General features: G+C 35.8%; 18 protein-coding genes and 1 other RNA gene. 6 read left to right on the top strand and 13 right to left on the bottom strand.

Features of this window, described 5'->3' with window-relative positions:
• Positions 1-22: 22 nt before the first annotated feature.
• Positions 23-1234 carry an NAD(P)-dependent oxidoreductase gene (locus tag Q0972_RS07765; RefSeq protein ID WP_299364651.1) on the bottom strand — a complete coding sequence of 404 codons (1212 nt, stop codon included), beginning with the start codon at positions 1232-1234 and terminating at the stop codon, positions 23-25.
• Positions 1235-1397: 163 nt separating this feature from the next.
• Between Q0972_RS07765 and ssrA the strand changes: the two genes are divergently transcribed.
• Positions 1398-1793: a transfer-messenger RNA gene (gene ssrA / locus Q0972_RS07760) on the top strand.
• Between the two features lie 164 nt (positions 1794-1957).
• Positions 1958-2203 carry a GIY-YIG nuclease family protein gene (locus Q0972_RS07755; RefSeq protein ID WP_299364502.1) on the top strand — a complete coding sequence of 82 codons (246 nt, stop codon included), beginning with the start codon at positions 1958-1960 and terminating at the stop codon, positions 2201-2203.
• A gap of 117 nt (positions 2204-2320) precedes the next feature.
• Here Q0972_RS07755 and Q0972_RS07750 read toward each other — a convergent pair whose 3' ends face one another.
• From Q0972_RS07750 to Q0972_RS07730, 5 genes are all read right to left on the bottom strand, one after another.
• Complete coding sequence (locus Q0972_RS07750; RefSeq protein WP_299364499.1) at positions 2321-3157, bottom strand: NAD(P)H-binding protein; 837 nt, start codon at positions 3155-3157, stop codon at positions 2321-2323.
• 11 nt (positions 3158-3168) lie between these two features.
• Complete coding sequence (locus Q0972_RS07745; protein ID WP_299364496.1) at positions 3169-3666, bottom strand: DUF1772 domain-containing protein; 498 nt, start codon at positions 3664-3666, stop codon at positions 3169-3171.
• Between the two features lie 4 nt (positions 3667-3670).
• On the bottom strand, positions 3671-4072 hold the full coding sequence (locus Q0972_RS07740) for a DUF5367 family protein (RefSeq protein WP_299364493.1): 402 nt from the start codon (positions 4070-4072) through the stop codon (positions 3671-3673).
• A 91-nt stretch (positions 4073-4163) separates the two neighbouring features.
• On the bottom strand, positions 4164-5018 hold the full coding sequence (locus Q0972_RS07735) for an AraC family transcriptional regulator (RefSeq protein ID WP_299364490.1): 855 nt from the start codon (positions 5016-5018) through the stop codon (positions 4164-4166).
• A gap of 14 nt (positions 5019-5032) precedes the next feature.
• Positions 5033-6409, bottom strand: coding sequence for a sugar porter family MFS transporter (locus tag Q0972_RS07730; protein ID WP_299364487.1), 1377 nt, complete (start codon positions 6407-6409; stop codon positions 5033-5035).
• 262 nt (positions 6410-6671) lie between these two features.
• On the opposite strand from Q0972_RS07730, the gene msrB reads away from it, so the two are divergent.
• The 4 genes from msrB to Q0972_RS07710 all read left to right on the top strand — a co-directional run bounded on the left by msrB (position 6672) and on the right by Q0972_RS07710 (position 8923).
• Positions 6672-7124 (top strand): peptide-methionine (R)-S-oxide reductase MsrB, encoded by a 453-nt coding sequence (gene msrB / locus Q0972_RS07725; RefSeq protein ID WP_299364484.1) that lies wholly within the window; start codon positions 6672-6674, stop codon positions 7122-7124.
• Positions 7124-7669, top strand: coding sequence for a peptide-methionine (S)-S-oxide reductase MsrA (msrA, locus tag Q0972_RS07720; RefSeq protein WP_299364481.1), 546 nt, complete (start codon positions 7124-7126; stop codon positions 7667-7669). The genes msrB and msrA overlap by 1 nt, the downstream gene beginning before the upstream one ends.
• 64 nt (positions 7670-7733) lie before the next feature.
• Positions 7734-7991, top strand: a complete 258-nt coding sequence (locus Q0972_RS07715; protein ID WP_299364478.1) for a glutaredoxin domain-containing protein — start codon at positions 7734-7736, stop codon at positions 7989-7991.
• Positions 7964-8923: an aldo/keto reductase gene (locus Q0972_RS07710; RefSeq protein WP_299364475.1), complete on the top strand. Its 960-nt coding sequence runs from the start codon at positions 7964-7966 to the stop codon at positions 8921-8923. Before Q0972_RS07715 ends, Q0972_RS07710 begins: the two co-directional genes overlap by 28 nt.
• On the opposite strand, the gene Q0972_RS07705 is transcribed toward Q0972_RS07710, so the two are convergent.
• From Q0972_RS07705 to Q0972_RS07675, 7 genes are all read right to left on the bottom strand, one after another.
• Complete coding sequence (locus Q0972_RS07705; RefSeq protein WP_299364473.1) at positions 8920-10341, bottom strand: TolC family protein; 1422 nt, start codon at positions 10339-10341, stop codon at positions 8920-8922. The two genes, Q0972_RS07710 and Q0972_RS07705, sit on opposite strands and share 4 nt — an antisense overlap.
• A 10-nt stretch (positions 10342-10351) precedes the next feature.
• On the bottom strand, positions 10352-11029 hold the full coding sequence (locus Q0972_RS07700) for an ABC transporter ATP-binding protein (protein WP_299364470.1): 678 nt from the start codon (positions 11027-11029) through the stop codon (positions 10352-10354).
• Between the two features lie 17 nt (positions 11030-11046).
• Positions 11047-11790, bottom strand: a complete 744-nt coding sequence (locus tag Q0972_RS07695) for a head GIN domain-containing protein (protein WP_299364467.1) — start codon at positions 11788-11790, stop codon at positions 11047-11049.
• 27 nt (positions 11791-11817) lie between these two features.
• Entirely contained in the window at positions 11818-14265 is a 2448-nt protein-coding gene (locus Q0972_RS07690; RefSeq protein WP_299364464.1) for an ABC transporter permease, read from the bottom strand.
• Between the two features lie 165 nt (positions 14266-14430).
• A complete protein-coding gene (locus Q0972_RS07685; protein ID WP_299364461.1) occupies positions 14431-16848 on the bottom strand; it encodes an ABC transporter permease in 2418 nt (805 codons plus the stop codon).
• Between the two features lie 25 nt (positions 16849-16873).
• Positions 16874-19318, bottom strand: a complete 2445-nt coding sequence (locus Q0972_RS07680; protein WP_299364458.1) for an ABC transporter permease — start codon at positions 19316-19318, stop codon at positions 16874-16876.
• Between the two features lie 22 nt (positions 19319-19340).
• Positions 19341-21746, bottom strand: coding sequence for an ABC transporter permease (locus Q0972_RS07675; RefSeq protein WP_299364455.1), 2406 nt, complete (start codon positions 21744-21746; stop codon positions 19341-19343).
• Positions 21747-21771 lie beyond the last annotated feature (25 nt).

The raw sequence follows: 21771 nt of genomic DNA, 5'->3' as shown, positions 1-21771 counted from the left end.
TTCAATTAGGAAATACTACCTATTATGATACTTTACCATCCACATAATCCTGAAGATAACTAAAGCGTTTTGTAAGTTCACCCTTTGAGTTAGTAATTTGTGAACGCTCTAAAATACCTTTTTCATCATCATTGAAAAATGCGGGTATTACATGCTCTACAAAAGTTTCTCCAAACCCTTCACTCGCATCTTTTGGCAATTCACAAGGCAAGTTATCAACAGCCATAACCGTAATGGCCTCTTTGGCATCAAAAGCAACTTCCGATTCGGTTTGCGGATGGTAACCATAGAAGGGTTCTGCAATGGTCGAAGGACGAATAGTACTAGCAACAGGCCCATCGATATCACAAGAGATATCTGCCACTAGATTAATTCTAAAATCAGGATGTTTGGCATCTTCCCTTGTAAAGAAGTAAGGTGCATTATTACCATAAAAATGACCTGCAATAAAATAATCTGTGTGTTTGGCATAGGCCATAAAATTACTCTCATAACCTGTTGGGTCTTTAAAAAACTCAGACTGACTACCAACTTTACCGTCTATACGCTTGGCGTATTCCATAACATCTGCCATAACGTAGACGGGCTCAGTGAATTCTGAGGTTAAATACAAAGCATCGCTGATTTCCTTAATACCCAAATGATCTAAAATCTCTTTAGCTCCACGAGCTACTTTACCTGATCCGGTTAGGAGTATTTTTATATTCGGAATAGTGATCTTATCCAATTCAGCTTTCATCTCATTTAAGTCCGAAAGGGTTTCCGCTTTTGGCAAATTGAATAAACCATCTCTTAATCCTAATGCTCTAAAACCATTATAGGCGCCTACTAAACCAGCATAACGTCCAAAACCAATGAGTCTAAATCCTGCTTCATTAACGATGGTTTCATGATCGTACATCTCTATGTTTTTTTCGAGCATGGCTACCAATAGCTTTCGATTGTAGGGTTGCTTTTTTATAGTGTGCGAAAAGTAAAAGTACTTTTTATTTGGAATGAGGTTTTCGATCGGGACTTCTTTTACACCTATCATCACATCAGCATCAGAAATATCGTCAGTAACTTCGAAACCTAATTCGGCATAAGCTTCATCAGGAAACACTCTAATATCTGAAGACTCAACTACAAATTCAGCTTTTGGAAATCGTTTTCTTGCTTCTGCTAAGGTTTCGGGTGAAAAGACAACACGTCTATCTGGTGGGTTTTTGCGTTCTTTGATGATAGCGAATTTTATACTCATATTGATTCGTTTGATCTTTTATGGCTTTTTGAGTGACTGAAAACTGACACTGTAAACCGTATATTGAAAATGGAATAATTTTTGCACGAAAATAACTGGATTTAAGAGGTTGCACAACTTTTTTTGTAACTTCGCCATCCTTTTCATTTAAAAGATTGGGGTCGACTGGTTTTGACAGCGAGATTAATGAAATGGTAAGCACGTCGTGTAATGGTTTTGAAACACGTAAAAGGCTAGACCAAATTTTAAACGGCGAGAATAACTACGCTTTAGCTGCTTAATAACTGAATTATAGTAAGTTCTAGCCTCGGCGCACAAGGTGCGCAAGCTAAATGTCTCCAAAAAGCCTTGGTTAGTGGCGTTTTATAAAGAGGCATCGTAAAAATTAACCAAGAATGGGTAGTGCTTCAATGCCCTTTCGAGATTTAGAAGCTAAGCTGTAAATGGGTCGTTTTTAATCAGTTTACAGTCTAAAATTAAATAAAAACTAAGCGTGTAGAAAGCCCTTTGGTTACTTGTTTGGACGAGGGTTCGAGTCCCTCCGACTCCACCTACGCTCTCTGAAGCCTTGTGCGAAAGAGAGCTTTTTTTGTTTTAAACATAATTATTTTTTTAATAAACTCTATCTTGAGAGTTTGTGCCTCCGCTAAAGCTTCAGCGACACGCAGACGGTGGGCTCGTCCACAAAATTCCTTATTTTTAAACAAATCCCGAACTATGAAATTACCCTACGCTGTCTACATTTTAAAGTGTTCTGATAACACCTATTATACCGGCTTCACAACAGATATTGAAAAACGGTTAATAGCACATGATAACAGAGAAGTTCACTATACCAAAAGTAGATTGCCTTTAAAACTAGTTAACCTTTTTCAATTTGAAAGCAAGCAAAACGCTTATGATTTTGAGCGTTATCTAAAATCTGGATCTGGGATTGCTTTTAGGAATAAAAGGTTCATTTGAGAACTGAGCACTGTATTCTGGCAAGATGGGCCCAACGACGTTAGTCCCTGCGACTACACTAAAAAACCCTTGCAAAATTTACAAGGGTCTTCTTTTGATTGATGAACGTTAGCTTGATTAAGCTTCTACTTTATCCCAAAGGCCAGTTTTGGCTACTTCTTCTGCAAAGTTCCTAAATGTTCTTGGTGCTCTTCCTAAGACCTTTTCAATATCGTGAGTTACAATGGAATTATTAGGATTGCCCAATACCACTTCGAATAAGTAATCGATTAACCAAACAAAGTCTTCTGGTAATTGCATGGCTCTCATGGCATTACTGTATTCCTCTAAACTTACTGGCACAAATGTAATATCGCGCTTTGCTGCTTTAGCAATAGTGTCAATAGCGTCTTTAAAAGTGAATAACTGTGATCCTGTAAGCTCATAGATTTCGCCATTGTGCTGGTCATTTAAAAGCACCTCAACCGCAACATCTGCAATATCATCGGCATCTACAAATGGGATTTTTACGTGGGCTTGTGGTAAGGCCACCACGCCTTCTAAAATTGGCTCTAACAAGAAATTCTCACTAAAATTCTGGTTAAACCAACTGGCTCTAACAATGGTATAGTCAATTCCAGAGCTGATAACGATCTCCTCACAAAGCTCTGCTTCACGCTCACCTTTTCCAGATAATAACACTAATTTTCTAACATTAGCGTTCTTGGCTTGCTTTACTAATTCTGTAATGGCTTCTTTGGCTCCTGGTACTGCCAAATCTGGTTGATAGGTGATATATACCTTGTCGATACCTTCTAAAACATCGCTCCAATTGTTGGGTTGATTCCAATCAAATGCTGGTTGTGCTGATCTAGATCCTACACGGACCTTTTGTCCTAATTGTCGTAAACGATCTACTAGTCGCCGACCTGTTTTTCCTGTTCCTCCTGTGATTAAAAAATGTTCTGTTGTCATGATTTTAAAATTTATTTTGTGATTTGTATTGTGATTATAATTAAGTTTATGAATGATCCTATTGAGGTGATAATTCTAACCAGATGAAACTGATTCCATTTCGCTTCAAAGGCAGTTCGCAATTCCTTTAGTTCTACTTTACTTAAAGCTTCCAAGTTCTGCTTGTCAATCATGTCGTTTAGCGGCACATTTCCAAAAACAGTAACTAAGACTACTCCAGCGAAATAGGTCAATACAGCGACTAAGAGCATCCACCAAATGTTCGACGATGCATTTTTGAATAGAAATAAATTGATGATACCCAAAAAGAATGGCCCTAAAAACACTATAAAAAAAGTTGGGTTTAGAATTACCCGATTCATTTGCTGAAATGACATTAAGAATCCGAAATCATCGAGTCGCCCAATACCTGGTGCTACGGCATTTCCCCAAGTAAAGCATAAGCCTGCACTAAGGCCTGTACATACGACTAACAGTAAGTAAACGATGTGTTGTAATGAGAATTCCATAGCTCTATTGATTTAATCTTATTGTTTTAGAATACACCTTGATGTAATGGTATAATGCCGCAATGCAGATAAACTCTAGGGCTACTAACCAAAAACCGAATGATGTAAAAAAGGTGAAATGGTCAATGCCATTAGGTATCATAAAAAATGGGACTGTGATAAGCGCATCTAAAGCTGCGCTAATCAGTAATAAGATTAGGCCCACTTTATAACCAGAGGTAGTTTTATCAGTTTTATAGTATAAAGCACTACCAAACCAAACTAGTGGTATGACGCAAAAAAACAATACCAGGTTGGCTTGCATTTCTGCATCTTTCATTAAAGAAACGCTGAATGAAAAGGTGTAAAACGATACGCCTAAAATCCAGATGGCTATACCGATTAAAATGACTCTAATTGTTTTCATGTCTTAATAATTTTTAATTACTAGACAAAAGTATTTCTACCTTAGAGCATAGACTTATTTGAAAAGAATTTTGATTTGTTCGAAAAGACGACTACTTTATTTGGCTCGGTCTGTAGCCAAATTTATTGGCAAATGCATTCGAAAATGAGCTAAGACTATCGTAACCGACATGCCATGCCGCTTCCTGAACAGTGGCACTTTTATTAATGATCATATCGTGTGCCGTGGTAAGTCGTTCATTTTGTAAATATTTGAATACTGGCACGCCAAAGACTTCTTTAAACTCCTTTTTAAGTTTAGTGGCGTTTAATCCAATTATTTTTGAAAGCTCAGACAAGGATGGTGGGTTATCGAGATTATTGGCTAAAACTTGTTTCACTTCCTCAAGTCGAGATCGATCATGGGTTTTAAAATGCTTCGTTTTATGCAAGGCTAGCTGACCAAAAAAATGGGACAATAAAGCTGTAATCTGACTTCTGAAGAACATCATTCTGGCTTTGCCCTCATATTTCATATTGAAAATACCATTAACAATTTTAAGCATCTCAGGTGTCATATAAAAGCTTGGTCCTTCAACATAATGATCTTTTGGATTAACCAGTTGTTCTAAAAGCTCTGAAAACAACTCCCCTTCTTGATTGGGTAGTTTGTGTAGGTTTCTAGTCGCTGTGGCTATAACAATACATTCAAGTGGACAATCTTTTGAAACGGTATGTTTGCATAATACCTTCTCATCAGAGTAAAATGATAGTGCCAAACCTTTGGTATAGTTGTAAAACTTTGACATTGTCGGATATTCGAACTCCAAATCCACATTCCCAGAACCATAAAATGCTACAGCAATAACAGGTTCATCAAAAAAACAGGAATCCTGAATAGTTTTATCCGAATTTGCAGTCTCCACCAAAATGGTAAAATCATTAATTTCTATGATATCTCTAGTCATAATTAATCATATAATTACTCCCAAAACGCTTCGATCTCTTCGAGCGATTTTCCTTTGGTTTCTGGAATAAACTTGTAGGTTATTAAAATAATCATGAGTATAAATGCAATAAAGATAAAGTAAGGCATAGAGTCGTTCCATGGTGCACTGTTATTAGCTTCACTCTCCATAACCATCGGAAAGGTTTGAGTTACCAAATAGTTTGCCGCCCATTGTGCCGCAACAGCTAAAGCCATACCAACACTTCGTATTTTGTTAGGGAACATCTCAGATAAAATGACCCAAACCACTGGACCCATCGATAAGGCAAAAGAACCTGTAAAAACGAGTACTCCAATTAAGGAAACTAGGCCAACAGCATTTTGTTGAAGCGAAACACCCAACAATAAAAATCCAATAATCATTCCTATAGAACCTATATATAACAAGGGTTTCCTACCATATTTATCAACAGTAAACATAGCGACAAAAGTAAACACCAAATTAACAAAGGCTAACAAGACTTGCTGTGCCAATACATCTTCTTTGCCAAAACCTAAGGCTTTTTCAAATATGTCTGCACCATAATACAAAACGGCATTGATACCTGTGAATTGTTGCAAAGCAGAAAGTGCTGCTCCAATAAATATTATAAACAAAACCGCCTTTGAAAAATAATTAACTTTAATCTTTGATGCGCTTGTTTCTAAAGAGGCTTTAATTTCTTGTATTTCGTTTTGCGCTTCTTCCTCTCCATGAACCTTACTCAATACCTTAAGCGCTGCTTCGTCGTTACCTTTTAAGGCCAACCAACGTGGACTCTTAGGCACTAGAAATAGAAGTGTGAGAAACAAAAAACTGGGCACCAACTCGGACCAAAACATATGTCGCCAGCCAAATTGAATATTTTCGGCTTCCGTTAAATTATTCCCAATAAAATAAGTTGCCAAAAACACGACAAAAAAACCAATCACAATAGCCAACTGATAGTAAGTAACCATCTTCCCCCTAATATTGCTTGGAGCTATTTCGGCAATATACATTGGTGCATTCATGGATGCAATACCAATACCCAAACCACCAATAATTCTAAAAACAACCAGCATACTAACAGTTTCTGGGAAAATCTCAGGTAAACCAGAGCCCCAAGCTGAAAGTGTAAACAAAATGGCCGAGATAATCAATGAATTCTTTCTACCTATTATAATACTCAAAACTCCTGCTATTAGCGCTCCAACTAAGCATCCTATAAGTGCACTACCAACCACCCAACCTTTCATGGTAGGATCGAGTTCAAAATATTGGCTCAAATAATATTGTGCACCATTGATAACACCTGTATCGTAGCCAAATAACAAGCCTCCCAAAGCTGATATAGCCGTAATTAGCAATAAGAATGTTCCTTTTTTCATATAATAGTCGTTAGGTTCTGCTCATAAATATACTCTAAAGATACTAATCCTTTACAATTAAAAAATTAAGAACACTTTAACCTCATCCGTGCAAGGAAAATCGACCAATAACGACTAACTTTACATTTGCAAAAAGCATATATTAATTAGAAAAGAAACCGAATAACTTTAGTTAAAATTCATCTTTTTGATTTCAATAATGAGGTTGTTTCTGACCTAATTAATAAAATATTAACTTACAGAAAGAAAGGAACCAAAACGTATGCTAACCTGGAAAGATGTCATCAATTTTTCAGTTAATGGAAACCCAACACCAGATCGACGCGTTGAAAAAACAGAAGCCGAATGGCGAGCGCAATTAACGCCAGAACAATTTAGAATTACTAGACAAAAAGGTACTGAGCGACCACATAGTGGTGCACTTTGTAGCATTTATGATACTGGCAAATACAACTGTATATGTTGTGGTACACCTTTGTTCGATTCTACCATTAAATTCAGTTCTGGTACTGGTTGGCCAAGCTTTACACAACCGATCAAGGAAAACGCCATTAAATACGAAAGAGATACCTCATACGGTATGGTACGCGTCGAAGTGATGTGTAATACTTGCGATGCCCATTTAGGACATGTATTCCCGGATGGACCAGAACCTAGTGGTTTGCGCTATTGCATAAATTCTGAATCCATGACTTTAGAAAAGGAGATCGCCTAATGACAACTAAAAAATTACAAGTTGCCACAGTAGGTGGTGGATGCTTTTGGTGTACAGAAGCAGTTTTTCAAGAAATAAAAGGTGTAGAAAAGGTAGTATCTGGATATTCTGGCGGTAATGTCCCAGGAAAACCAACCTACAGGGAAGTATGTTCTGGTTTAACTGGCCATGCCGAAGTGGTACAAGTTACTTTTGATGCTAATGTGATAAGTTACGAAGACATCCTCGTCATTTTTATGACAACGCACGATCCTACAACCTTAAACAGACAAGGTGCCGATCGTGGTACCCAATATCGTTCGGTTATTTATTATCACGATGACACCCAAAAGAAAACTGCTAATACCGTGATTAATGAACTTAGCAAGTATTATGAAGACCCTATAGTTACAGAAGTTTCTGAAGTACAGACCTTTTATGAAGCCGAGCAAGAGCATCAGGATTATTATAGGAATAATCAGCAACAAGGTTATTGCAGTTTTGTTATTACACCAAAACTTGTGAAACTTCGTAAGCTTCATGCCGATAAATTAAAAAGTGCATAATCATATTACCCAAAGCAGCTTTTGAAGTTGCTTTGGGTTTACATAAAATGAAAGGTCATCAAAAATGGCTCATCCTGTTATAAAACTTTATGGCGCTGAGCGCTGCCACAAGACCAAACACTATCAAACATTTTTTGACAAGCAAAACTTAGAATATTTATTTTTGGATGTTGAAGCAGACAACGAATTTGCTGAAGAACTGCGTAATCTTTATGAAAACAGAAAGCTCAATTTCCCGACCATTACTATTGGGGAAAAGAAACTTAGGAATCCTTCTGATAAAGAACTATTGAAATGGCTCAAAAAACTAGAATCGGTTTAGGCTTGGCTGCTTTGGGCAGACCAGATTACATTAATATTAGATCTCATACCGACATTGATAAATCTGTGGATGCCTTTAAAACAAATACACTTAAGATATTAGATGAAGCTCATAAATTAGGCCTAAGGGATTTTGATGTCGCGCCTTCCTATGGCTTAGGAGAGCAATTTTTGTTAGAATGGAACAAGACAAGAGACCATAAAGATATTCGTCTCTCAACAAAATTTGGATACACTTATGTTGCCAATTGGGAAATAGGATTTAAGGGCAAGCATGAAATTAAAGAACATTCTTTAGCCAAACTGAATGAACAATGGGAAGTTTCCAGAGCATTCCTTCCTAGGCTTAACATCTACCAAATCCATTCTGCCACTTTAGATAGTGGTGTTTTGACAAACACAGCAGTCCTTTCCAGACTACATGAGTTAAAAGAAAAACACAACGTAAAAATAGGCATTACGTCTAGTGGAACGGCACAGGAAAAAATCATTCAAGAAGCTCAAAAAATTGCTTTTGATGGTGTTGGTTTGTTCGATAGCTACCAAGTGACCTTTAACATTTTTGAACAGTCTACCTCGACTATCTTAAAGGAATTAATAGCTAAAGAGAAAACTGTGATTATCAAAGAAGCTCTAGCCAACGGTCGTGTCTTAAGTAATACTAATTTTAAAAATTACGAGGTAGCGTATGACTATTTAGAAGCACTTTCAAAGAAATATGATGTTGGTATCGATGCCATTGCTATCCGTTTTATTATGGATGATTTAGAACCAACAATCGTTCTAAGTGGTGCTTCCCATATTGATCATTTAAAGCAAAACTTAAAAGCTTTGGATTTTGGGTTGAATGGAGATGAAATAGTTCAATTAAAATCGTTCGCTATTTCAGCTCAAGATTATTGGAATGAAAGAAGTACCTTAAAATGGTATTAATTAACTACTCCTCTATAATAATCCAATACTTTAACACGTAATAAGTACTCGTATTTAGCATTTGCCAAGTTGACTTTTGCGTTGTCCAAATTATTTTTACTCGTCACATAATTTAGAAAATTAGAGACACCATTATTGAACCTAATTTCATTGATGCGGTAAGACTCATCATAAGCTTCGACTTGCTTTAATAAACTCTCATAACGATTATAAGCGGCTTCCATATCAAAATGTACTTGGGCAATGGTGTTCTTAATATCTAAGTGCGTGCGCTCTAGTTCTAGAATAGATTCTTCGACTTGTATCTTTTGTAAAGCAACATTATTTTTCGCCCTAAATCCATTAAAAAGAGGTACGTTTACTGCAATTCCGACAACCGTATTTAAGTTATTGTCAAGTTGGTCTTCATAACTTATACTATTTGCCTCAAAATTGGTGCGCTCTGTTAATACAGGCAAGTCCTGTCCGTCAACAGTAACAAAATCACCTGTTTCCACAATTTCAGTATTTGTCATCGCAAACAATTGTGCTGCACTAGAATAATTGGTGTTGATACCTCCAAAAACAGATATTTCTGGTGTAAATTGGGATTTCGCGACACTAACTCCTTTTTTAGCTGCTTCAATACGTGTTTCATTAGCTTTAAACGTCATCAAATTCTGTAAAGCTTCAGTATAGACTTCATCTGCTGTAAGATCGTATACTTCAACATCTAACATTAAATTTTGTGTATCGATAGTAACGTTTCCAGGTAAATTCAATAATCTAATAAGCGTTTGCTTGGAATTATTAAGATTAGATTCTGACACTAAAATACTCGTTTCATCATTTGCGATCTGACCGAGTAAATCCGCATAATCTGCGGGATTTCCAGATTCGTTTTTATAAAAATCCTCTTGAATCTTAAGTTGCTTCTTTGTGGCTTCGTAACGTTGTTTGGTTAAATCCAAAACCGCTTTATTGTTGAGTACTTGAAGATAGGTTAAGGTCACATTCAACACCAAATCTTGCTTGGCTGCTTCAACCTCTAAGTCAGCTGCTTTTCGATTTAAGCGGTTTTGTTTAGCGGTATTTAAAAGTCGAAATCCATTAAAAATGGTCATGTCTAAATTAAGACCCATGTTCGAGAACGTTAGTTCTTGAGTTATAAAGTCATTGGTGAATGGGTCTATACTCCTACCGTCATTGACTCCTATATTAAAATTCCCGTTGATACTTGGTAATAAATTCCCCTTGGATTGCTGATGGTTTACTTTTGCAGAATTTGCTCTTAAATCTGCTGACTTTAAATCGAGATTATTCTCTAGTGCAATAGCAATGCATTCGTCTAAGGAATAACTCTCCTGAGCTTGATTTTGAGCGTAGCCCATCCAACCCATCAAAAGAATGATGGCAAATATGATTTGATGATGTTTCATGATTTTGTTGTTATTCGTCGACTATTTTCCCATCCAAAAGATTGATAATCCTCGAACCATATGAGGCATTCTTTTCCGAATGTGTAGCTTGTATAATCGTGACTCCTTCTTTATTCAATTGGGAGAACAATTCCATAATCTCCGTACTTTGTTTTGAGTTAAGATTCCCTGTTGGTTCATCTGCCAATATAAGCCTAGGCTTGCCGATAAGTGCTCTAGCAACACCTACCAATTGTTGCTGTCCGCCACTTAATTGAATTGGAAAGAGATCCTTTTTGCCAACAATATTAAATCGGTCTAGCATATCTGCGACCAAAGCCTTACGTTCTGATGACTTTATGTTTTTATACAATAAAGGGGTTTCGATGTTTTCCCAAACGGTCAGCTCATCAATAAGGTGATAAGCCTGAAACACAAATCCAATATATTCCTTGTACAGCTTAGATCTATTCTTCTCTTTCATGCTATGGACAGGTTCGCCCAAAAATGTATAGCCTCCTCCAGTAAAACTATCGAGCATTCCTATACAATTTAATAACGTAGATTTACCAGAACCCGAAGGCCCCATAAGAGAGATAAATTCGCCTTCTTTAACCTGTAGATTAATATCATCGAGTATAGTTACTTTATTACTTCCAGAATTTACGGTTCTGCTCGCTTCATTTAGACTTAATAGTATATTGGTCATTTTAATAATTATTTTGCTTAATTTATATGTTTGATTTCTGAATCTCCAAAACTTAACCCTTGGTTCACCTCTGCTGTTCCTCTATAATGTAATTCGGCTTCACCATAAGCAGTGAACTTAATGTGGTCGGAAACGTTAACCTTAAATTCGGCTTCACCATAAGCCTTTAACTTAGACGTTTTATTGTTAATATCAAGGAGATTAACTTCACTTGCGCCGTAGGATGTGATATGCTGATGCCCAGTTTTACCCCCCTTAATTACCAAAAGACCTTCACCAAAAATATCAACATCAAATTTCCGAAAATTCACTTTGTTAAAGGTTACCTCAGAATCGCCATACATTTTTAGCTTAAAATGCTCTACATCAATACTACTTTCGCAAACCGTAGTTTCTTCTCCCCGTAACGATAAATTGTCAATATCTTTATAGGTTACTTTTATGGCTAACACCTTCCCTTTATAGATAGGTACTTTCATTTTTACGCCATTCTTAATTACTTTTTTATGCTTTGTAGTGATTTTGGCATCATCCAAATAGACTCGTAAAGTGCCACTACTAACCTCAATGTTTACTTTGTCTTCCGATAAGGTATTCTCCAATATGGTTACCGACTCTTCATCACCTTGCACAAATATGGTTTCTATGTGTGGACTAATAATCACTTTGTTGAATGAGTCTACTATTTTTTTTGTCTGTGTAAAGGTCATTTGGCTTACCAAAATGATTCCTAAAATAGCAGTGTTTCTAAAATTTTTCATGCTTGTTATTTTTGATTAATTGTAGTTTTATTCTGATCGCAATGAGTTTATTGGATTAACGCTAGCAGCCTTTAATGTCTTAATACTAATTACCATAAGTGCAAAAACTACCATTGCTATTCCGCTGACCAAGAATACCCAAAAACTAACATTAGTTTTATACGCAAAATCCTGAAGCCAATCATTAATCCCATACCATGCAATAGGTGCTGCAATAACAAAGGCAATCGCAACCAGTATTAAAAACTCTTTACAAAGAAGTGTATTAATTTGTAGTATTGAAGCGCCTAAAACCTTTCGCACACCTATTTCCTTAACGCGTCTATTAGTTGTATAAATAACTAAGCCTAATAAACCCAAGCAGCTTATTAAAATCGATAGGCCCGTAGCCCAGTTGAGTAATTTTGAAATTTTCTTTTCGCGGCTGTAAAACCTAGCTATAGTTTGATCCATAAACTCAATACGATAGTCATCTACTTCTGTATAAACAGATTTATAAGCAGTTTCTATTTTTGATAAAGTCGATTTTAAATCATCTGTATTTGAATTTTGAAACGCAATATGTACAGCTTGAAATCGGCTAAAATCCGGCCTATACCAATCACCGACTAAAGCCATCGGTTTAATATCAGATTTTAAAGAGCGCTGATGGAAATCTGCCATCACACCAACAATCGGTACTTTTCTGTCGCCAAAATCTACTAATCCACCTACTGCTTCTTGAGGCGTCTTAAAACCGTATACTTTGCGTGCAGCCTCATTAATGACTATTTCCTGTATAGTATCATTTCTAAATACTCGTCCAGCTAACAGCTGTAGTTCAAATAGATCTAAGTACTTAGTGTCCCCAAATATAAACTGAAGATTGGTCTGTATTTCGGAAGTTCCATTGTTTAAAGTAGTTGTAGAAGTCTTTGTAGATTGGGATGCAGGAGGCATACCACCTAGGCTTAAACCTTTAATTTGCGGAATAGATTTAAGCTTTTGAGCATATAATTCTTTTTTTGAAAGTTCTCTTTCTCCTCGAGGACTAAATACAGATACCACTGCGTCAGTCTTAAAGCCCATATCTTTACTCAACAAATAGTTAATTTGTTTACCCACTAGCAACGTACCTATGATAAATATCTGGGCTATAGTGAACTGAAAAATCGTAAGGAATTTTCTCAGTCCTACTTTTTTATCTCCTACACCTAAATGGTTTTTTAACACAGATACTGTATTGAATTTTGAAAGCACTAAAGCTGGGTAAAAGCCCGAGAGAAAAGTCACCAACCCTAAAAGCAGAACAGCAAAAAACACGATAATAGGTGTTCCTAGAAGTTGAAACTCTAAACCCTCAGGTACAAAATCCGCAAAGATTTCAATAAGCCACTTTGTAAGCACTATTGAAAGTATAGCTGATAACAAAACCAACATAAAAGTCTCACCCATGAATTGCGAAATAAGCTGTTTGCGCGAACCACCTAAAGTTTTTCTAATTCCTATTTCCTTTGCACGCTGCGTGGCTTGCGCCGTATTAAGATTAATAAAATTAATACAGCCAAGAATTAAAAGAAATATTGCGACTAAAGCCAAATTTCTTAGTAGGGCTTTGCTGGCCATTCCTCGCTGCCAATCATAAATACCATAACTCTCGTTAAAATGGATATCTTCTAAAGGCTGAAGCGTGAATTGTCTCGATTGGCCATATCGTTTACTCTCTTCATCGGTATTTGCTTTTGCAAGGGCATCAAAATCCTTTTGAATTTGATCCAAATCGGCATTTGGTTTAACTTTTACATACAATTGAGAATCAGAATTCGTGCTATTCCAATTGTTCTCTAACATAAAGTCTCGCATTCTCGTTTGCATTATCGTCGGATGCGATATGAATTCTTCAAAAACAATATCTGTTCTTTGATTAAAATTTTCTACGACACCTGTGACCTTAACATTTAAAGAGTCATTATAGACTAATGTTCTTCCAACGATTTCTGAAGGCTTTAGGTTGGGAAAATAGTCTTTTGCCCGAGCTTTGGTAAGTACAACTTGATTAGGATTTGTTAGAGTTTCATCGACATTACCAGCCAAAAACTTATACTTAAACATTTGGAAGTAATCCTGATTAGCAAAAATGACAAAATTAGGCCATTTAAACTCAGTCTTATTGTCTCTATTTTCTACCTTAAATGGGCGTTCTATATAAAATCCGCTGACAATTTCAAAGTTTGAATTGTTTTTAATAGCATTTTCTAATGCCGTAGTGACACCAGAATTATGAAATTGCCCTTCTGGACTGTAAAAATCCGTAACTACTCTGTAAATTCGATCACCATCTTTATGGAATTTATCAAATGTATAATCGTAATAGATCATCAATCCAATCACGAAAGAAGCACTGAACCCAATGGTTAGACCTATTACATTGATGAAGGAGAAAACCTTATGCTTCATTATATTTCTCCATGCGATTTTAAAATAATTTCTAATCATGATACTTTTACTTTGATGGGTAATCTAATATCCATATTCAATAAGTATTCAATATAATGCCAAAAACACAAAACACTTATTATCAGTGTTTTGTGTTTTTACAAATAAATAAAAGTGTCCGATTTTGGTACATATCTTGTCCAAAATCGGACACTTAAATTACATTTACTCTGAACGTAAAGACTTAACTGGGTTGGCTATGGCTGCACTAATAGTTTTTCCTGCGATAGTTACAATGGCAATAAGCAATGCTATCCCTCCAGCCAAAATGAAAAGTAGAATATTGAGGTCAATACTATAAGCATAGTTTTGCAACCATTTGCTCATTAACCACCAGGAAATTGGTGTAGCAATCAAAAAAGCAATACTCACCAACTTCAAAAAATCTTTGGTTAAAAGTACAGTAATTGCCATGACACTTGCACCTACGATCTTACGAACGCCAATTTCCTTACGACGTTGAGCTACAATGAGTAATGACATTGCAAACAAACCTATACAACTCAAGGTAATAGCTAAAATAGACCCACTGCCTATCATAGTCATCATATTACGTTCATTTCGCAATGTTCTCTCTATGTTTTCATCTAAAAATGAGCCTTCAAATTCTGCATTTGGTTCTACAGATGCCCATGCTTCCTTAACAGTTATATAAGATTCTTCTAAATTATGAGGTGCCACTTTTACATACACATTTCTTAAATTCCAATTCGGCAATGCAAAAAGTGTCAATGGGGCAATATTTCTATCAAGATCCTGAAAGTTGAAGTCTTTAACCACACCTACTACAGAAAACTGTTTACTGTCATCAAGATTCAATTTTGCACTTAATATTTCTTCTTCGTTAAGCTGTTTTGCCATCGATTCATTAATGATAACCGATAAGCTATCGCTGGCCAAATTTTTCTTAAATGAACGTCCTTTAACCAAATTCAGATCCAACGTTTCAGTAAAGTCAGCATCAACGACTAACATATGTGTCTCTATACCTCTATTCTTATAATCAAATCCAAGTACACTAGTGCTACGACTTCCGTCTTTACCAAGCCCCAAAATATTATTTGAGGCAGAAACACTTAATATATTCGGCTTACTCTTAAGAGCATCCCTCAACAGTCGCAACGCTTGTTGGTCATTACGTTTCCCATTAAGTGGAAAGGCTATAACCTGATCTTTGTTAAAACCCAAATCTTTTGTCCGCATAAACTCAATCTGATTCTGAAGCACTAATGTTGCCCCTATAAGTAAAATAGCTATTCCAAATTGAAGTATCATTAGTCCATTGCGCAAGTAGTTTTTACCATTACTATCGAGCTTACCCTTTAGGCTTTGTAGTGTCTTAAGTCGGCTCATTAAAACAGCAGGATAGCCACCTGCCACTAACGTAATAACAATTATGCCTGATATGAGTAGCAATATTAAAGATGGATTTAAAAAAATCTCAAATGTGGCCTTTGTTCTAAACAATAGCTGAAAATGCGGCAACAAGAACAAAGCCAATAAAACGCCAAGACCTATTGAGGTAACAAAAACTAAAATACTTTCTCCCCAAAACTGAAAAAATAATTGTCGTTTATTAGCACCTAAGGTCTTACGCATTCCTATCTCTCGCAATCTCCGATCGCTCTTAGCAATACTCATGTTTATAAAATTAACGCTCGCTATAAATAAAATCAAGATTGCTATCCCCAACACTAAATAAGGCATTGTACGATTAACATTAACTGGCCCCTGACTAAAGTTGGCAAACCTTATATCGGAAAATGACAGTAATTTTATTTGTCTATAAACTCCATTATGTGGCTGCACACCATCGCGCTTAGCGTCTTGTATCTCTTGTTTATAATGTAATTCTGTAAAATCTTTCGTGCTTTTTTCAAATTGAGCTGGAGTCATTGCATCGGCCAATTCCATATATATTTCATGGTTTTCGATATCCCAGCGACCTATTGTCCGTTCATAAGCATGATATCCTTGGCTTTTAAAATTTAATATAATATCAAAACCCAAAGAGCTTGTTTCAGGAAAATCCTCTATAATTGCCGAAACTTTAAAAGGAACTTCTTTTTCATCCAATAATAAGGTAACTGTTTTTCCGACGGCGTTTTCATCTCCAAAAATTCGCTTTGAAGCAAATTCTGTAATGGCAATATCAGATTCTGAAGTAATAGGATTTTCCCTATCTCCTTCGATTATTGGAAAACTGAACATATCAAAAAAATCGGGATCAACATAAGCGCTACTCATCTGAAGTTGCTTATCACCATATGTCAATAAATCACCTGAGCCTCTGTAACGTGTAATTTTTTTTACACCTGTCAACTCATCGCGTAATGCAGCTGCAAAAGGTTCTGATTTTGTTATATTGGCTTCTATACCGTTAGGCGTACTATCCTCAGAATATACCATATATAAATTATCACCATGCTCATGAAAACGGTCATAAGAAAGTTCATAGGCCGCATACATTGCCAATAATATGGCTACTCCGAAAGCGGCTGTAAGACCTATGATGTTAAGCGACGTAAAAATCTTGTTTTTCCGGAGATTTCTGTATGCTATTTTAAAATAATTTTTAAGCATTGATTGCCTGTTTTTTGATTGATGATTATTCTGTTCTTAATGATTTTACTGGATTGGATTTAGCTGCTTGAAGTGTACGGGCACTCACAACGAGAAGAGCTAGTATTAACATAGCCGCCCCACTTAACAAAAAGATCCACCAACTGATACCAGTGTTAAAAGCAAAACCTTGTAACCATTTATATGCGCCGTAATATGCAATTGGTGTTGCAACTAAAAATGCAAGCCCTACAAGTTTTATAAAATCTTTACAAATAAGTGAATTAATCTGAATTACTGTAGCCCCTAATACCTTACGGATACCTATTTCCTTTACCCTTCTGTTAGTCGTATACATAACCAGCCCAAATAACCCCAAACAACTAATCAATATTGAAAGACCTGTTGCCCATTTTAAAAGTTTAGAAGTCCTTTGCTCTCTCTTATAAAAACTCTCAACAGTTTCATCCATAAATTGTAAACGCATTTCAGTGCCTGGATAAACTTCATTGTAGGCTTTTTCAATTTTTGTAATTGCATTTGATAGGCCAGTATTTTCATCCGGGAAAATTGACATACTTACCAACTTAAAATTTTGAAGCATTGAACGAGTCCAATCGCCAATAAGGGCCATAGGAGGAATTCCAACCCTCAACGAAGATTGATGAAAGTCCTGCATTACGCCCACAATTGGAATTGGTTCACCATTGTAATCCAACATTTCTCCTATAGCATCCTGTGGGCTTTTAAAACCAAATTCCTTAACTGCAGTCTCGTTAAGCACCAATTCTTGTATGGTATTGTTTTTTCTTCTAGTACCAGCGAGTATGTTAATATCAAATACGTTAGTATAGCTGGCATCCCCATGTAAAACATATATATCCTTATGGGTTTCCATACTATCAACCATCCTCGTTATATTGGCAATATTGGAGCTGAAAGATGCAGGTGGGCTACTGGCAACAGTAACTTCATCGATATCTGAAATAGATTTTAATTTATTGGCAAAAAGTTCTAATTTTGAAAACTGTCTTGCTGAAATAGGGGCATAAACTGAAACAACAGCATCCGTTTTAAAGCCCATTTCCTTTGTCAACAAATAATTAATTTGTTTCCCAATAACTAAGGTTGCAATGATAAAAATCTGTGCAATTGTAAATTGAAATACAATAAGCGTCTTCCTAAAATTTGTTTTCTTATCTCCAAAATTTAAGTTGTTTTTTAATACGATAATTGGCTTATATTTCGATAAAACTAAAGCTGGATAAAACCCGGATAAAAACGTAACGGCAATTAATAAGAAAACCATTCCGATTATCACCCAGGGTGATGCCACCATCTCAAATTCTAATCCTTGAGGCACAAAATCCGAGAAAACTTCTAATAACCACTTGATTAATGCAAAAGAAAGTACAGCTGAAATAAGAACTAACAAGAAGGTTTCTCCTAAAAATTGAGCAACCAACTGTTTCTTAGAAGAACCAAATGTCTTTCTAACCCCAATTTCTTTAGCGCGTTCCGTAGCCTGCGCAGTATTCAAATTAATAAAGTTGACGCAGCCTAAAAGCAGCAAAAACAAAGCAACAAAACCTAAACTCCAAAGGAGAGATTTATTAACCTGTCTCGCAGCTAGGTTATAACCTCCATATTTCCTATTTAAATGTATGTCATTTAAGGGTTGAAGTTTAAAACGACGTGTATATCCATACTTAATAGACTCTGGGTCTTGATTTTCCTTTTCTAATTGATCAAGCTGTTTTTGTATATTATCTAGATTTACGTTAGGAATTACTTTAACAAATAATTGAGATGCAGAACTAGTATTACCCCAATTTTTCTGCTTTATTTTCTCTGCTATAGATGTTTGTAAAAGGGTTGGCCAAGAAATAAACTCCTCAAAAATAAAGTCTGTTCTTCCAGGTAATTTTTCTACAATCCCTGTAACTTTAGTATTAATAGAATCATTGTAGACCAATGTTTTACCAATAATTTCAGACATACTTTCATTTGGAAAATATTGTTTTGCACGATTCTCAGATAGTACTACAGAATTTGGCTGAACAATTGGGTTTTCTGAATTTCTTGCAAGAAATGTGTACTGAAATAGTTCAAAATATGCTTGATCAGCAAATACTACATGACTAGGTAAACTAAACTCGGTATTTTTTTCAGGATTTTCAACTTTAATAGGTTGGTGAATAAAGAAATTGGCTAAAACCTCGAAGTTTGGATTCTCCTTTATAGCATCCTTTAATGCCAAAGTTACACCAGAGCTAGAGAATCCTCCCTTAGGATGGGTTAAATCACTAACAACTCTATAAATCTTTTCCTTATCTGGATGAAAATTATCAAAGGTCGCATCGTAATAAATGATCAATCCAATAACAAATGAGGCACTTAAACCAATTGTGAGTCCAGTAACATTGATAAGAAAAAACATCTTGTTTTTGGTAATGTTCCTCCAAGCGATTTTTAGATAGTTCTTAAACATTGATAGTCTTTTTAATTGATGATTATTCTGTTCTTAAGGATTTTACAGGATTTGATATGGCTGCCTTTACAGATTGAAAGCTTACTGTAACTAAAGCGATGAGTAAAGCGCTTATACCTGCTATAGCAAAGACAATCCAGGAAATTTCGGTACGGTAAATAAAATTCTGAAGCCATTGATTCATCAAGTAATATGCAATTGGACACCCAATCACTAGTGAAATCAATACTAACTTTAGAAAATCTTTAGAGAGCAAAGTCCAGACTTGACCCACAGTGGCTCCTAAAACTTTTCTAATTCCAATTTCTTTAGTCCGTTGCTCGGCCACAAAAGAAGCCAAACCAAATAATCCCAAGCAACTGATAAAAATTGCTAATAATGAAAACACTTTGGTAAGACTTGCTATTCGTTCTTCTAATATGAACTTTTTATCGTACTCCTCATCTACAAATTGATATTCAAATGGAATATTAGGAAAGTTCCCTTTAAATGCATCTTCTATTAGACTAAGGTTTTTAGCAATAGCATTGTTAGGATTCAAGCGAAGTGTATAAAAATTTTCATCTCCAGATCTATTAAAGCCATATATGGTTTGTTTTACAGGGCTATATGGCGATTCCATAATGATATCGTCTATTACTCCAATGATTTTCATAGGAGGAAGTTGACTCGCTCTCTCGGGATCCGTAAATCTCAAATATTTCCCTACCGGATTCTCTATTCCCATGTATTCAACAGCGGTTTTATTTAAGATGATAGCTGTGGAATCTGAAGCAAAATTACGAGAGAAACTTCTTCCCTCTAAAATCTCAAGATCTAGCGTTTCTGCAAATTCATGGGAGACTGATACATATCCAAAGCTTTCCTGAAACTGTGGCGGCTTTCCTTCCCAGGTAAAACCTCTCCTTGTACTAAAAATTGCAGTCATGGGACTAAATGAAGCCATCATTTCTACAGCCCCACCTGAGGCCATAAACTCATTACGCATAAGATCGGCTTTACCATCAAATTCATCGCTCCAAACTGGAATTTGAATCAAGCCTTCTTTTTGATATCCTATGGGTCTATTCTTTGCATGATTAATTTGGTTCATGACAATCATAGTACCTATAATCAGCATTACGGAAACCGAAAATTGAAGAACAACCAACACTTTTCTTGGCATTACAGAAGAACGCCCAGTTTTTAAGTTTCCCTTTAAAGCAGAAACAGGCTTAAATGATGATAAATACAAAGCTGGATAACTTCCGGCCAAAAAAGCAGTTATTAATATAAATGCTAGTGATAAGAGCCAAAAAATAATATTTGACCATGGAAATTCAATAGATTTACTTGCTAGGTTGTTAAATCCATTGAGAAACAATAAGACTAAACCAATCGATACAATAAACGCCAGTAAAACAACTATAAACGATTCACTTAAAAATTGTAATACCAACGCTCCTCTTCTTGATCCAACAGATTTTCTAACCCCTACTTCAACAGCCCTTTTTTCGGATCTTGCTGTACTAAGATTCACAAAATTGATACAAGCCAGTAGCAAAACAAAACAACCAATGATTCCAAACAGCCATATATTGTCAATCCTTCCGCCTGACTGTACTCCGTTTTCAAAATTTGAACGAAGGTACATGTCTTCAATTGACAACAGGAATATTTCTGGGTTAAATTGAGCCAAATTTGGAGCATGTTTTTTTTTAACATCAATTATTTTTGAAGTCACTGCTTCCATGGTTGTATTTTTGTTGACCTGCACATACAACCCAAAAGAACTATTGCCCCAACTTGACTCTGCTTGTTGTACCCAATTTTCTATACTTAGATAAAACTCCCAAGTCGCCAAAAATTTCATGTCTTTCAGAAATGTTGATTCTGGCAAATCTTTGTATACGGCCGTAACCATTAAGTCATATTGATTTTCTACTCTTAGTACCTTTCCAATGGGATCTTCATTTTTAAATATCGATTTAGCTACAGATTCAGAAAGCATAATGGAGTTAACTTCCTCAAGTCCGTTTCTTTTCCCTTTGATAATTTCTAAATTAAAGAGTTCAGGAGCATCTTGTTGCATAAAATATCCGTCAACGCTAAGGATCGCATCACCATATTCCATTTTTTTGGTATACGTCCAAGAACTCATTACTATATGCTTAAAGTCCTCAGCAAACTCTTCTCTAAGAGCAAACTCTAAAGGTCTAGGAACAGTAGGTATGGTACGAACAGAACCATTAACAGTTCTATTTTCAAATAATCTTGCAATGTCTTCTTTTTCCTTGAAGTATTCATTGTAACTAAACTCATCATGAACCCAAAGGCCAATCATAATAGTTGTAGCTATTCCAATAGCCAGACCAAAAATATTGATAAATGAATATACCTTATTTTTAAGGAGGTTTCTAAACGCTATTTTGAAATAATTTTTGAGCATAACATTAACAGTTTTGATTGATGAA

Origin of the sequence: Winogradskyella sp. (assembly GCF_028282165.1) — a bacterium.
Lineage (GTDB): Bacteria > Bacteroidota > Bacteroidia > Flavobacteriales > Flavobacteriaceae > Winogradskyella.
The sequence above is the reverse complement of the archived record's forward strand: the minus strand, read 5'-3'. Positions and strand labels throughout refer to the sequence as shown.

What these genes read in the sequence shown, in the direction of transcription:
- Q0972_RS07755 (WP_299364502.1), top strand. Translation starts at nt 1,958, where the DNA reads ATGAAATTACCCTACGCTGTCTACATTTTAAAGTGTTCTGATAACACC.
- Q0972_RS07750 (WP_299364499.1), bottom strand. Translation starts at nt 3,157, where the DNA reads ATGACAACAGAACATTTTTTAATCACAGGAGGAACAGGAAAAACAGGT.
- Q0972_RS07745 (WP_299364496.1), bottom strand. Translation starts at nt 3,666, where the DNA reads ATGGAATTCTCATTACAACACATCGTTTACTTACTGTTAGTCGTATGT.
- Q0972_RS07740 (WP_299364493.1), bottom strand. Translation starts at nt 4,072, where the DNA reads ATGAAAACAATTAGAGTCATTTTAATCGGTATAGCCATCTGGATTTTA.
- Q0972_RS07735 (WP_299364490.1), bottom strand. Translation starts at nt 5,018, where the DNA reads ATGACTAGAGATATCATAGAAATTAATGATTTTACCATTTTGGTGGAG.
- Q0972_RS07730 (WP_299364487.1), bottom strand. Translation starts at nt 6,409, where the DNA reads ATGAAAAAAGGAACATTCTTATTGCTAATTACGGCTATATCAGCTTTG.
- msrB (WP_299364484.1), top strand. Translation starts at nt 6,672, where the DNA reads ATGCTAACCTGGAAAGATGTCATCAATTTTTCAGTTAATGGAAACCCA.
- msrA (WP_299364481.1), top strand. Translation starts at nt 7,124, where the DNA reads ATGACAACTAAAAAATTACAAGTTGCCACAGTAGGTGGTGGATGCTTT.
- Q0972_RS07715 (WP_299364478.1), top strand. Translation starts at nt 7,734, where the DNA reads ATGGCTCATCCTGTTATAAAACTTTATGGCGCTGAGCGCTGCCACAAG.
- Q0972_RS07710 (WP_299364475.1), top strand. Translation starts at nt 7,964, where the DNA reads ATGGCTCAAAAAACTAGAATCGGTTTAGGCTTGGCTGCTTTGGGCAGA.
- Q0972_RS07705 (WP_299364473.1), bottom strand. Translation starts at nt 10,341, where the DNA reads ATGAAACATCATCAAATCATATTTGCCATCATTCTTTTGATGGGTTGG.
- Q0972_RS07700 (WP_299364470.1), bottom strand. Translation starts at nt 11,029, where the DNA reads ATGACCAATATACTATTAAGTCTAAATGAAGCGAGCAGAACCGTAAAT.
- Q0972_RS07695 (WP_299364467.1), bottom strand. Translation starts at nt 11,790, where the DNA reads ATGAAAAATTTTAGAAACACTGCTATTTTAGGAATCATTTTGGTAAGC.
- Q0972_RS07690 (WP_299364464.1), bottom strand. Translation starts at nt 14,265, where the DNA reads ATGATTAGAAATTATTTTAAAATCGCATGGAGAAATATAATGAAGCAT.
- Q0972_RS07685 (WP_299364461.1), bottom strand. Translation starts at nt 16,848, where the DNA reads ATGCTTAAAAATTATTTTAAAATAGCATACAGAAATCTCCGGAAAAAC.
- Q0972_RS07680 (WP_299364458.1), bottom strand. Translation starts at nt 19,318, where the DNA reads ATGTTTAAGAACTATCTAAAAATCGCTTGGAGGAACATTACCAAAAAC.
- Q0972_RS07675 (WP_299364455.1), bottom strand. Translation starts at nt 21,746, where the DNA reads ATGCTCAAAAATTATTTCAAAATAGCGTTTAGAAACCTCCTTAAAAAT.